This window comes from Amycolatopsis mediterranei (assembly GCF_026017845.1).
GTDB classification, from domain to species: Bacteria; Actinomycetota; Actinomycetes; order Mycobacteriales; family Pseudonocardiaceae; genus Amycolatopsis; species Amycolatopsis mediterranei.
This window is the reverse complement of record NZ_CP100416.1, coordinates 7891112-7903198: the sequence shown is the minus strand read 5'-3', so window position 1 is coordinate 7903198 and position 12087 is coordinate 7891112. Positions and strand designations below refer to the sequence as shown.

Annotated in this window: 11 protein-coding genes; 5 read left to right on the top strand and 6 right to left on the bottom strand. The window is 73.3% G+C overall.

The genetic code is table 11. The features are described from left to right. Nucleotides 1-314 precede the first annotated feature (314 nt). The gene (gene cobF / locus ISP_RS35425; RefSeq protein ID WP_013228664.1) at nt 315-1076 is read right to left on the bottom strand and encodes a precorrin-6A synthase (deacetylating); all 762 of its coding nucleotides are present in this window, start codon (nt 1074-1076) and stop codon (nt 315-317) included. A gap of 77 nt (nt 1077-1153) precedes the next feature. Between cobF and ISP_RS35420 the strand changes: the two genes are divergently transcribed. Genes ISP_RS35420 through ISP_RS35410 form a run of 3 tightly spaced genes read left to right on the top strand, consistent with a single transcriptional unit; the run spans nt 1154 to nt 3791 of the window. Continuing rightward, nucleotides 1154-1360: a heavy-metal-associated domain-containing protein gene (locus ISP_RS35420; protein ID WP_013228663.1), complete on the top strand. Its 207-nt coding sequence runs from the start codon at nt 1154-1156 to the stop codon at nt 1358-1360. Beyond that, nucleotides 1357-3453 (top strand): heavy metal translocating P-type ATPase, encoded by a 2097-nt coding sequence (locus tag ISP_RS35415; protein WP_013228662.1) that lies wholly within the window; start codon nt 1357-1359, stop codon nt 3451-3453. Before ISP_RS35420 ends, ISP_RS35415 begins: the two co-directional genes overlap by 4 nt. A 56-nt stretch (nt 3454-3509) precedes the next feature. Continuing rightward, entirely contained in the window at nt 3510-3791 is a 282-nt protein-coding gene (locus tag ISP_RS35410) for a metal-sensitive transcriptional regulator (protein WP_013228661.1), read from the top strand. Here ISP_RS35410 and ISP_RS35405 read toward each other — a convergent pair. Together ISP_RS35405 and ISP_RS35400 are read right to left on the bottom strand one after the other, a co-directional pair. Further along, on the bottom strand, nt 3788-4522 hold the full coding sequence (locus ISP_RS35405; RefSeq protein ID WP_013228660.1) for a CPBP family intramembrane glutamic endopeptidase: 735 nt from the start codon (nt 4520-4522) through the stop codon (nt 3788-3790). The genes ISP_RS35410 and ISP_RS35405 overlap by 4 nt on opposite strands. Before the next feature lie 34 nt (nt 4523-4556). Then, entirely contained in the window at nt 4557-5624 is a 1068-nt protein-coding gene (locus tag ISP_RS35400; RefSeq protein ID WP_013228659.1) for a coiled-coil domain-containing protein, read from the bottom strand. A gap of 423 nt (nt 5625-6047) precedes the next feature. Here ISP_RS35400 and ISP_RS35395 point away from each other — a divergent pair, with 423 nt between their 5' ends. Further along, the gene (locus ISP_RS35395) at nt 6048-6722 is read left to right on the top strand and encodes a maleylpyruvate isomerase family mycothiol-dependent enzyme (protein ID WP_013228658.1); all 675 of its coding nucleotides are present in this window, start codon (nt 6048-6050) and stop codon (nt 6720-6722) included. Nucleotides 6723-6724: 2 nt separating this feature from the next. On the opposite strand, the gene ISP_RS35390 is transcribed toward ISP_RS35395, so the two are convergent. The 3 genes from ISP_RS35390 to ISP_RS35380 all read right to left on the bottom strand — a co-directional run bounded on the left by ISP_RS35390 (nt 6725) and on the right by ISP_RS35380 (nt 9445). Next, nucleotides 6725-8053 (bottom strand): copper resistance CopC/CopD family protein, encoded by a 1329-nt coding sequence (locus tag ISP_RS35390; protein WP_013228657.1) that lies wholly within the window; start codon nt 8051-8053, stop codon nt 6725-6727. After that, nucleotides 8050-8625: a hypothetical protein gene (locus ISP_RS35385; RefSeq protein ID WP_013228656.1), complete on the bottom strand. Its 576-nt coding sequence runs from the start codon at nt 8623-8625 to the stop codon at nt 8050-8052. Before ISP_RS35385 ends, ISP_RS35390 begins: the two co-directional genes overlap by 4 nt. A gap of 127 nt (nt 8626-8752) precedes the next feature. Further along, nucleotides 8753-9445 carry a winged helix-turn-helix transcriptional regulator gene (locus tag ISP_RS35380; protein ID WP_013228655.1) on the bottom strand — a complete coding sequence of 231 codons (693 nt, stop codon included), beginning with the start codon at nt 9443-9445 and terminating at the stop codon, nt 8753-8755. Between the two features lie 291 nt (nt 9446-9736). Between ISP_RS35380 and ISP_RS35375 the strand changes: the two genes are divergently transcribed. Continuing rightward, nucleotides 9737-12046, top strand: coding sequence for a TOMM precursor leader peptide-binding protein (locus ISP_RS35375; protein ID WP_230468502.1), 2310 nt, complete (start codon nt 9737-9739; stop codon nt 12044-12046). Nucleotides 12047-12087: the final 41 nt, after the last annotated feature.

Below are 12087 nucleotides of genomic sequence, written 5' to 3'. Positions count from 1 at the left end.
GAACCCGGAAGCTAAGCCTGACAGCGCCGATGGTACTGCAACCGAAGGGTTGTGGGAGAGTAGGACACCGCCGAACTCAACATGTGAAAGGCCCCGGTCGAGAACCCGAAAATGGTTCTCCCGGGGCCTTTCCGCATGTCCGCATCCACTCCCGCCACCGTGTCGACTCCCTAATCACACGTGTTGACCCTCTAATCACGCGTGCTGACCCTCCAGACACGAGCCGGCCCTATCGAAGGCGGACCACGCGTGATTGGAGGGACATCACGCGTGATTGAAAGGTCGACTCGCGTGATTGGAGGGTCAACACGGGGTTAGTCGGCTGGGCGGCGGAGGAGGTAGGTGTCCATGATCCAGCCGTGGCGTTCGCGGGCTTCGGCGCGGGTCGAGCGGATCCGGGCCGCGAGCGCGGGGGTGAGCGGGCCGGCGATCAGGATCTCGTCGGGCGTGCCCACGTAGGCGCCCCAAAAGATCTCGAGCCCCGAGGACGTGAAGCGGTCGAACGTCGTGTGGGCGTCGAGAAGCACGAAGACGTCGTCGACCCCCTCCGGCCAGCCCGAGGCGAGCCGGCGGCCCGTGGTCAGCTGGACCGCGCGGCCGATCTGGTTCATCGTCGTCCGGTGGCGGGCCACCAGTGCCGAGATACTGCTGATCCCCGGCACCACTTCGTACTCGAACTCGACGTTCCCCCGCGCCAGCACCGCCTCGATCAGCGCGATCGTGCTGTCGTACAGCGACGGGTCGCCCCACACCAGGAAGGCGCCCGTGTGGTCCGGGGAAAGCGACGAGAGGATCAGCGACTCGTACACCGACGCCCGGGCCGCATGCCAGTCGGCCACCGCCGCCCGGTAGTCCGCCGGCGTGCGGTCGCGCGGCGGGTCCTCCGCCAGGACCACCCGGTACTCCCGCGTCACGAACCGGTCGAGGATCTCCTGCCGCAGCCGCACCAGGTCGGCCTTCTCCGCGCCCTTGTCGAGCACGAAGAAGACGTCGACGCGGTTGAGACGGTCGATCGCCTGCACCGTGAGGTGCTCCGGGTCGCCCGCCCCGATCCCGATGGCGTAGATCTTCCGCATCCCGCGAGTCTGACGGGACCCGATGGAGAACCCCTACCCCCGATGGGTATAAAGAGACGGAGCGAAAGGAGCGGGAGATGGCCGAAACGACCTACACCGTCGAGGGCATGACCTGCGGACACTGCGCCACCTCGGTCCGCGAGGAGGTCTCCGAACTCGACGGCGTCCGGCAGGTCGACGTCGACGTCGAGAGCGGCCGCGTGACCGTGACCAGCGACACCCCGCTGACCACCGACGCGGTCGCCGCCGCCGTCACCGAGGCCGGCTACCGCCTGGTCGCATGAGCCCGGCCGAGGTGACCACCGCCGCCCGCGTCGAGCTCGCCATCGGCGGGATGACGTGCGCCTCCTGCGCCGCCCGCGTCGAGCGCAAGCTCAACAAGGTCGGCGGCGTCACCGCGACGGTCAACTACGCCACCGAAAAAGCGCAGGTCAGCTACCCCGGCACGCTCTCGGTCGACGACCTCAGGGCCGTCGTCGAGGCGGCCGGCTACTCCGCGCGGCTCCCCGAGCCCGAAGCGCGTGACGAGGCACGCCCGCTGCGCCACCGGTTGCTCGTCTCCGCGGTGCTCACCGTCCCGCTCATCGTCGTCGCGATGGTCCCGGCCTGGCAGTTCACGGCGTGGCCGTGGGTGGCGCTCGTGCTCGCGGCGCCGGTCGTCACCTGGGGCGCGTGGCCGTTCCACCGCGCCGCCGCGGCCAACCTCCGCCACGGCGCCGCCACGATGGACACGCTGATCTCGCTCGGCGTCGTCGCTTCCGTGACTTGGTCGCTCTACCAGCTCCTCGTCGGGATGGCCGGCCACGGCCTCTACTTCGAGGTGGCCGCGGCGGTCACCACCTTCATCCTGGCCGGCCGTCACTTCGAGACACGGTCGAAGCGGCGCGCCGGCGCCGCCCTCCGCGCGCTCATGGACCTCGGCGCGAAAGACGTCACCGTCCTCCGCGACGGCGAAGAACACCTCGTCCCGATCGCGAACCTCCAGGTCGGCGACGTCTTCGTCGCCCGGCCCGGCGAGAAGATCGCCACCGACGGTGTGGTCGCCGAAGGTGGCTCCGCGGTCGACACCAGCATGCTCACCGGCGAGTCCGTGCCGGTCGAGGTCGGCCCGGGCGACGCTGTCACCGGCGCTACCGTCAACGTCGGCGGCCGGCTGCTCGTGCGCGCCACCCGCGTCGGCGCGGACACCCGGCTCGCGCAGATGGCGCGGCTCGTCGAAGCCGCGCAGAACGGCAAGGCCGAGGTCCAGCGGCTGGCCGACCGGGTCTCGGCGGTGTTCGTCCCGGCGGTCGTCTTCGCGGCGCTGGCCACGCTGGTCGGCTGGCTGGCGACCGGCGGCACGACGGACGCCGCGTTCACCGCGGCCGTCGCCGTGCTGATCATCGCCTGCCCCTGCGCGCTCGGCCTCGCGACGCCGACGGGGCTGCTGGTCGGCACCGGCCGCGGCGCGCAGCTGGGCATCCTCATCAAGGGCCCCGAGGTGCTCGAGTCCACCCGCCGCGTCGACACCGTGGTCCTGGACAAGACCGGCACGGTCACCACCGGCCGGATGGCGCTCGTCGAGGGTGACGGCGAGGTGCTCCGGCTCGCGGGCGCCGTCGAGGCCGCTTCCGAACACCCGATCGCCCACGCCATCACCGACGCCGCCCGGGAGCGCTTCGGCGCGTTGCCCGCCGTCACGGCGTTCCGCAGCACCGCGGGCCTCGGCGTGACCGGCGTGGTGGAGGGGCGCGAGGTCACGGTCGGGCGCGCGGCGTTCGTCGGCGGCGAACTCGCCGAGGCCGAAGGCGCCACGGCGGTCGGTGTGGCCTGGGACGGCGAGGTCCGCGGGCGGCTGGTCGTCGCCGACACGATCAAGCCGACGTCCGCGCGAGCCGTCGCCGAACTGCGGGCGCTCGGCCTGACGCCGGTGCTGCTGACCGGCGACAACGCCGGCGCGGCGCGGGCGATCGCCGCCGAAGCGGGGATCGGCGAGGTCGTCGCCGAGGTGCTGCCCGAAGAGAAGGTCGCCGTCGTCAAGCGGCTGCAGGCCGAGGGACGCGTGGTGGCCATGGTCGGCGACGGCGTCAACGACGCGGCCGCGCTCGCCCAGGCCGACCTGGGCCTGGCGATGGGCACCGGCACCGACGCGGCGATCGAAGCGAGCGACCTGACGCTGGTCCGCGGCGACCTGCGCGTGGCCGCCGACGCGATCCGGCTGGCCCGTCGCACCCTCGCCACGATCAAGGGGAACTTGTTCTGGGCGTTCGCGTACAACGTGGCCGCGCTGCCGCTAGCGGCGCTCGGCCTGCTGAACCCGATGATCGCGGGAGCGGCGATGGCGTGCTCGTCGGCCTTCGTGGTCAGCAACAGCCTCCGGCTGCGGCGCTTCCGCTGACACCCCGGGAGGGTATAGTTGCCGGGAGGGAAGCCGACGACGGGGACAGGTGGGCGATGACGGGATACGGCGGCGAGCGGGAAGCCTATCTGAAGCGCCTGCGCCGGATCGAAGGACAGATCCGCGGGCTGCAGCGCATGGTCGAGCAGGACAAGTACTGCATCGACATCCTGACCCAGGTTTCCGCGGCGACGAAGGCACTGCAGTCGTTCTCCCTCGAGCTGCTCGACGAGCACCTGGCGACCTGCGTCGTCCAGGCGGCCGCGGCAGGCGGCGAGGAGGCCGATTTGAAGGTCCGGGAAGCGTCGGACGCGATCGCGCGGCTGGTGCGGTCCTAGCGGAGCAGCACGGCCAGGGTGAGGCCGCCGGCGTTCGTCACGAAGTGCACGATCACCGATGCCGGCACGCCCCGGCCGACGTGGCGCCACCAGTGCAGGAAGATCCCGGCGAGGCCCGCCGCGGCCATGGCCAGCACCTGCAGCACCAGCACCGGCGTCGAGCCGAACACCGCGTGCACGGCGGCGTTGCGGCCGATGGCCAGCGCCGGCAACGCGTGCCAGAGCCCGAACAGGGCCGCCGAGCACAGGATCGGCGGCCAGCGCCAGCGCTCGTCGGTCGCGCCGAACAGGCCCGGCAGCACGCCGCGGAACGCGATCTCCTCGATGAGCACCGTCCCGAACAGGATCCGGCCGCAGGTCAGCCACAGCAGCTGCGCCAAGTCCGGGTCGCCGACCCGGCCGTCCTGGTAGACCGTCCGCAGCGACGGCACGGCCAGCGCGATCCCGAACACGACCGCCATCAGCGCGGCGCCGGCCAGCCCGGCCAGCGCCGGGCGGCGGACGGCGTGCAGGCCCAGGTCGCGCCACGAGCATCCGGCCGCCCGGCCGAGCACCACCAAGACCACGGCCGCGACCAGGCCGCAGACCGGGTACGCCCAGCCGGGCAGCACCCGGTTGGCGAGCGTGGTCGACGCGGCGAGCGTCACGACCGCCGCGACCAGCGCGGACACCCGCCGGGGCGGGAAGGACGCGGCTTCGCTCGGGCGCTCGGTCAGGTCTTCCGAGGTCATGAACGAGTCGTCCGGAACGGCGTGGGGGCCGGCGTCAGCCGACCGCGTCGGTGAGGTCCACCGCGGGTGGGCGGCGCTGGATCGGGACTCTCTTCGCCATCGGCAGGGTGGCTTCGGGATCGAACGACGCCGGACGGTCGTCGAGGGCCACGGCCGCATCGGCCAGCAGGCCGCGGCAGCCGGACAGCGCGGCTTTGAGCTGGTCACGGACCTCGCCCAGGGCCGCGACCTCCCGCTCGGCGGCGCCGACCATGCTCTCGGCGCGTTCGGTGGCTTCGGTGACCAGCTTTTCGGACTTGGCTTCGGCGGTGGTGACGAGTGTTTCGGCGCGTTGTGTGGCTTCGGTGACCAGCTTCGCGGCCTTGGCTTCGGCGGTGGTGACCAGCGTTTCGCTGTGTCGCGTGGCTTCGGTGACCAGCTTTTCGGCCTTGGCCTCGGCCGCCGCGAGTGTGCGTTCGCCCGTCGTGACCAGCGCTTCGCTGCGCTGGGTCGCGTCGGCGACCAGCTGGTCGGCCTTCGCGCGGGCCGCCGCTTTCTGCTCGGCCAGTTCGCGCATCGCGTCGGCGCGGCGGGCCGTCATGGCCCGGCTGTGGTCCTCCTCCAGCTGGGCCCGGCGGTGGGCCGCGGCCTCGTCGAGCTCCCGGCGGCGCTGCTCGGCCGCCCGCAGGAGCTCCTCGTGCTCGGCGCGCTGCCGCTCGCGCTCGGCCTCGGCCTCGGCGACCAGGCTGCGCTCCTTCTCGGTGAGCCGGACGGCTTCCGCCTCGGCCTCCCGGCGGATCCGCTCCGCGGCTTCCGTCGCGCCCGCGGTGATTTCGGCTGCTTCTTCGCGGGTCAGCTCGATCATCCGGCGCGAACGCTCCTGCAGCGCGTCCGGCGCGATCGGGGTCCGGCAGATCCGGTCGATCTTCAGGCGGAGCTCACGGTTCTCCTCGGCGAGCGCGTCGCCACGCCGGCGCGCGGAGTCGCTCTCGGCGGCGAGTCTGCGTAGCTCGGCCTCGGCCCACGCGACGTACTCCTCGACCTGCGCGCGGTGAAAACCACGCCACGCCAGATCGAATCCGGGCTGTGTGTGCGCCACGTCCTCGCCGCCGCCGGGGGCCATGCCTCACCTCCGAATTGGATGGTTTCTCCTCGGCTGCGCGTTTTCCTTGCGCCGCCGGGGAATTTCCGTGTGCCCTCCAGTGTGCCGCAAACCGGCCTCCGCCCGCTGCCCGGGCGGGCGATCATTCGTCGAGCGGTTCCCCGGGCCCGGTGGACGTGCTCCGGACGCCGGGCGGTTCGGTGAGTCCGGCGGCCGAGCCGGCGAGGTCGCCACGCCCGTCGAGGCGCAGCGCGACGACCGAGATCCGTTGTCCCTCTTCGGAAAACCGGTTCGTGATCGGCCTCGACGCAGCTCAGCCGGACCAGCGGCGGTTCCCGGCGGTGCCGGGCGAGGCGGCACGCGGAGAGAACCGCGAGGGCCGCCACCAGGGCATACTGGGCCGAGCGAGCCGATCGTGCGTGAGTGCCAGGTGAGGGAGAGCGCGTGACAACGACCCAGCCGGCACCGGCGCCGGACTTCGTGGGTTACCCGGAGGTGCGGCGCGGGGTGCGCGCCCTGATCGGGACCCGGCCCGGCACCCACCGCCGCGCGGTCCCGGCCTGTCCGATGTGGACAGTCACCGATCTGGTCGACCACCTCCTCGAGAAGGCCGAGGTCGTGCTCGCGCGCCTCGGCGGCCCCACACCCGCCCCGGCCGGGCCGCTCGAGGTCCCCGCCCTGCTGGACCGCTGGGACGAAGCGGGCGACGAGCTCGACCGGCGGCTCGCGGCCGCGGGCGGGCGCAGCGGCGACGTCCTGGTGATGGACGCCTACACCCACGAGCTGGACCTGCGCGCCGCTCTCGGCGTCCCGCCGCCGGTGGAGCACCTCGCCTGGGCGCCGAGCTTCGAGGTGCTGGTCCGCGGCTTCTCCGGCTCGGTCGCCGGCCGCGGCCTGCCGGCCCTGCGGATCCGCACGACGGGCGGCTCGGTGTGGACGGCGGGCAAGGGCCGCCCGGCGGCGTCGGTGACCGCCCCGGCCCACGACCTCTACCGCGCGCTCGCCGGGCGCCGCTCGCTCGGGCAGCTGGCGGCGCTGGACTGGAGCGAGGCACCCGGGCCGTGGCTGCCCGCGTTCACCTGGGGTCCGTTCGCTCCGCCGCCGCACCCGGGGGTGTGAGCTCAGCCGCCCGGCGGGGTCACCGTCAGCAGGGCGGCCAAGGCCAGCACCACGGCGCTGAGCACCACCTCGGCGGCCACCGCCTGCCGCAGCCGGCGCAAGTCCGCCGTGACCGTCCGGGTGGTGCCCTCCGGTGACGTGGTCAAGCCCCGGCGCACCGCGGCCCGGGAGCGGCTCGCCACCGCCAGCAGCACGGCGAACCCGGCGATCTTGAGCAGCACCAGCAGGCCGAACCGGGTGGTCCACAGCGTCGACACCGACGGCATGATGCGCAGGGCCAGCACCGCGCCGCTGATCGCGATCGCCGTCACCGCCTTGGCGGCGATGCCGGAGAAGCGGGCCGCGGCCGGCGCCGGGTCCTCGCCCTCGGCCGGGCGGTACAGGCAAAGTGCCAGCTGGGCCAGCCCGCCCGCCCACACCGCGATGGCGCCGAAGTGCACGAGGTCGGCGGTGACGGAGACGAACAGGACCGGATCGGTGACCGGGTGCCCGGTGGCCGAGAACGTCAGCAGCACGACGAAGCCGGTCACCATGGTCAGGTTCTCGGATCGGGCCCGCAGCCGGTCGGGCAGGCCGGGTCGCAGCAGCCGGGGCAGCACCACCACCAGCACCGCGACGGCGGCCAGCCGGAGCAGCAGCAGCTTCCCGTACGCGACGCGCAGGGTGTCCGCCAGCAGCGCGGTGTCGAACACCGCGCCGAGGCCGCGGCCGGCCGCGTAGGGCCCTTGCAGCACGAAGGCCGCCGCAGTGGTCACCGCGACCAGCCCGGCGCCGGCGTGCAGCAGCCGCCGGGCCCGCCGGTCGGTGCGGCCCGCGGGGCGGCACAGGACGACGAATGCCGTCCCGCCGAGCAGCACGACGCCGAGGTAGGCCAGCCAGCGCACCGCCGTCGACACAGCGTCGACGGCGGTGTCGGTGCCGGTGGCCGCGGACACCGCGCCGGCCGAGGTGACCAGCGGCCCGGTGCCGACGACGAAGGCGAAGGTGCCGCGCACGGGGTGGGAATCGGCCGAGACGAACGCGTATTCGACCAGGTAGCTGCCGTCCGGGACGCCGGGCCGCAGGCGCACGGCGAGCTGCTGGGCGTCCTCGCCGGGCTGGAACACCGGCCCGGTGTCGACCTGGCGGCCGCCGAGGTCGACGACCTTGATCGAGCCGGGCTGGATCCCGATGTTCTCCGACAGGGTGACCGACACCAGGGACGGCGCCGCGCCGAGGCGGGCGCCGTCCCCGGGGGTCGACGAGACGACTTCGACGTGCGCCGAAGCCGGGGTGGCGCCGAGCAGCAGCCAGCCGGCGAGGAACGCCAGGACGGCCAGCGCCCGCTTCACGACGCGGCGAGCTCTGGCTGCCTCGGCACGCCGCAGGAGCAGCCGGTCGCTTCCCGCTCGGCGGCCGAGGCCCGCCGGTGCAGGACGACGGCGACGATCATCGGGATGGTGACGATCGTGTTGTAGAACAGGTGCAGCTCCACGCGCGGCACGAGCAGCTGGATGATGCTCGTGGGCACCTTCTGCCCGGCCAGCCGCCACCCGCTCTGCGCCTGGATGAACAGCAGCAGGTGCTCGATGTGGTGCCAGAACTGGATGCCCAGCGCGAGGTTCCACCACTGCCGCGACCGGCCGGCGAACCCGTGGCGCAGGACCCACAGGAAGACCAGCATCACCAGCGCGTAGCCGTAGTGCAGCCATTCCTGCGAAATCAGCCACGGGAACGGCATGCCGAGGACGCCGCGGGCCCGGGAGGTGGGCCAGCCGAGTGCGTAGATCTGGATGGCCTGGACGATGTGCTCGGTCCAGTGGGCGAGCACGACGACCATGAACACCGCGAGCGCGCGGTGGTGGTGACGGCTGTTGAGACCGCCCAGGAACCCGGCCGGCCGGGCGACTTCGGACGTGGACATGCGGACCCCAGTTCTCCCGGAAACGACGTGTGCGTCGACGATAACGGTTCCCGCGCGGTGTTCCGTTACTCCGGATTGCTGATGCGGTAAGGGAAATGGCGGAGTGCGTGCCGGCCGGGCGAGGCGGTCAGCGCGCGACGAGCCCGGTCGGGCGCTCCGGGGCGGGCGGGATGCGGAACAGCCGGGTGAACAGGTCGAGGTGCGCCGGGTCGCCCTGGACCCGGACCTTGCCGCTGGAGATGGCGTCCTGGGCGGTCAGGCTGCCGTTGAGCAGGTCGAGGACGGCCGGCCCCTGCGGCTCGATCACCAGGTCCGCCGCGGGCAGTGCGCCGGCGGAGGCCTTGAGCGCGCCGTCGTCGACCATGGCGTGCACGATCATGTCGCCGGGGTGGTGCAGCTCGTAGTTGACGTGCACGCCGGCGGCGGCCTCCTCCTGGAAGGTCGTGTAGAGCGAGATGATGGCGGTGTCGAGGGTGAAGACCTCGTCCGGCCTCGGGTAGGTCAGCGAGCGCGAGCCCCACAGGCCGAGGTCGAGCACGATGTGGTCGAGCTCGGTGCCGTACTCGGTGAGCTCGTAGACGACGCCGGCGTCCAGCTGCGACAGCACGCGGCGCCGGACCACGCCCGCCTCCTCGAGTTCGTTGAGGCGCGAGGTCAAGATGCTCACCGGGATGCGCGGCAGGGTGTGCTGCAGGTCGTCGAACCGCTTCGGGCCGAGCATGAGGTCACGGACGACGAGCAGCGACCACCGCTCACCGACGATCTCGAGCGCCCGGGCCAGGCCGCAGAACTGTCCGTAGGTGCGAGCAGAGGTAGGCATACTCGGGTCCTCACTTGTCTCGGGTGCCAGGCCGGGCGCCCCGGTTCGCGCACAGTCGCGAGTTCGGTTACGGTGCCCTGACGCGCCATGGCCGCAAACGGGCGTCGATGTCTACGGTGACGGTTCCCCACCGCGCGCGGCCAGTGAGCCGTACACCTCCGCCCGGTGCGTTTCCCACATCGGCCCATGCGTTTCGCATGACTTCCCCGTGCTCGCCGCACTGGCCCCGCCGACCCGCCGTGGAGCAGGATTCTGATTCCCTCGTCTCACTCGGCGACCGGCAGGAGAGCCATGCCCACGACAGCGGTGGACGCACGGGTACCGGACGACGGCGGCGGTGCCGCGACCCCTCAGGTGCCGGCGTTCCGGCGGCACCTGCGGGCGGAGGTCAGGGCGGGCAAGGGGGCCTACCTGTTCTCGGAACAGGGCGTGATCGCGATGCGCGGCGCGAAGATCGAGTCGCTCGCGGCGCTGCTCGACGGCACGCACGACCTCGACCGGCTGCTGCGCGGCCGTCCCGGCGGGATGCCGCCGGAGGAGGTCGCCGCGCTGCTGGCCCAGCTCGTCGACGCCGGCCTGGTGACGTTGCGCAGCCACGGCGGGGACACCCGGCCCGGCGACGAGCGCGCGCTGGCCTACTGGGACGCCTGCGGCATCGACGCGGACCTCGTCACGGCCCGGCCGGGCACCGTGCGGCTGGTGGCGGTGGGCGACAGCGCCGACGGGGTCGACGCCGGCCCGGTCGAACGGGCACTGGCCGGCGCCGGCCTCGACGTGGTGGGCGCGGACGGCGGCGCCGCCGACCTGTCGGTCGTGCTCTGCGCGGACTACCTCGACCCGCGGCTGGCCGCGATCGACCACGCGCACCGGCGGGCCGGGCGGCCGTGGCTGCTGGCGCGCCCGTCCGGGGCCCAGGTGTGGATCGGCCCGGTGCTGCGGCCGGACGGCGCGTGCTGGCACTGCCTGACCCACCGGCTGTGGGGACACCGGCACGCCGAAGCGTGCGTGCAGCAGGAGCTCGGCCACGCCGGGCCCGCGCGCCGCCCGGTGCCGGCGCTGCCGCCGCTGACCGCCGCCGCCGCGCACCTCGTCGCACTGGAGGCGGCCAAGTGGGTGGCCGGCTACCGCCACCACGGCCAGCAGTGCGTGTGGACGCTCGACACGCTCGACCTGCAGGGCAGGCTGCACGAGCTGCGCCGCCGCCCGCAGTGCCCCAGCTGCGGCGACCCGTGGCTGGTGGCGTGGCGCTCGGTGCGCCCGGTCGAGCTGAAGCCGGCGAAGAAGGCGACCACCGGGGGCGGCGGGCACCGGACCGCGACGCCGGCGCAGATGCTCGACCGGTACCGGCACCTGGTCAGCCCGGTCACCGGGATCGTCAAGGAGATCCGGCCCGACCCGGCCGCGCCGGCGTTCGCCAACGCCTACCGCTCCGGGCCCAACATCGCCCGCGGCGTCACCGGGATGGCCGCCCTGCGCGCGGGGCTGCGTTGCGAGAACGGCGGCAAGGGCGTCACCCCGCTCGACGCCGAGGTCGGCGCGCTCTGCGAAGCCGCGGAACGGTTCTCCGGCAACTTCCAGGGCGACGAGCTGCGCATCCGCGGCTCCTACCACGAACTGGGCGAGGAAGCCGTGCACCCCAACACGTGCATGCTCTTCGCCGACCGGCAGTACGCCGGCCGTGCGACCTGGAACCCCGAGCACGCGGACTTCCAGCGCGTCGGCGAGCCGTTCGACCCGGCCGCCCGCGTCGACTGGACGCCGCTGTGGTCGCTGTCCGGACGGCGGCGGCTGCTGCCGACGTCGTACCTGTACTACGGGAGCCCGTGCGACGGCGCGGCGCGTGGCGTGCGGGCCGACTCGAACGGCTCCGCGGCGGGCAGCAGCGTGGAGGACGCGATCCTGCAGGGGGCGCTCGAGCTGGTCGAACGCGACGCCGTGGCGATTTGGTGGTACAACCGCACGCCGGTGCCGGGCGTCGACCTCGCCTCCTTCGCCGACCCGTGGCTGGACGAGGTGGTCGCGGGCTACGCGGGGCTCGGGCGCGAGCTGTGGGTCCTCGACGTGACGTCGGACCTCGGCATCCCGGTGACCGTCGCGCTGTCCCGGCGGATCGACGGCCCGCACGAGGACGTCATCTTCGGCTTCGGTGCGCACCTCGACCCGCGGATCGCGGTGCGCCGCGCGGTGACCGAGCTCAACCAGATGCTGCCGGTGGTCCAGTCCGCCGGCCATGACCTCGACGACCCGGACGCCCGCCGCTGGCTGAGCTACGCCACCGTCGCGAACCAGCCGTACCTGCGGCCCGCGGCGGGTGTGCGGATGCGGACCGCCGCGGAGTTCCGGTTCGTCAACCGGCCCGACGTCCGCGACGACGTCGAGGCGCTGGACCGGCTGTTCACCCGGGCCGGCCTGGAGCTGCTGGTGCTCGACCAGACCCGGCCGGACGTCGGGATCCCGGTGGTGAAGGTCGTGGTGCCGGGGCTGCGCCCGTTCTGGGCCCGGTTCGCGCCGGGCCGGCTCTTCGACGTCCCGGTCCGCCTCGGCAGGCTGGCCGCGCCGACCCCGTACGAACGGCTCAACCCGTTCCCGATGTTCCTCTGAGCGCCTGCGGGCGCTCGGTGTTCGTAGTTCGCTTGAGGAGT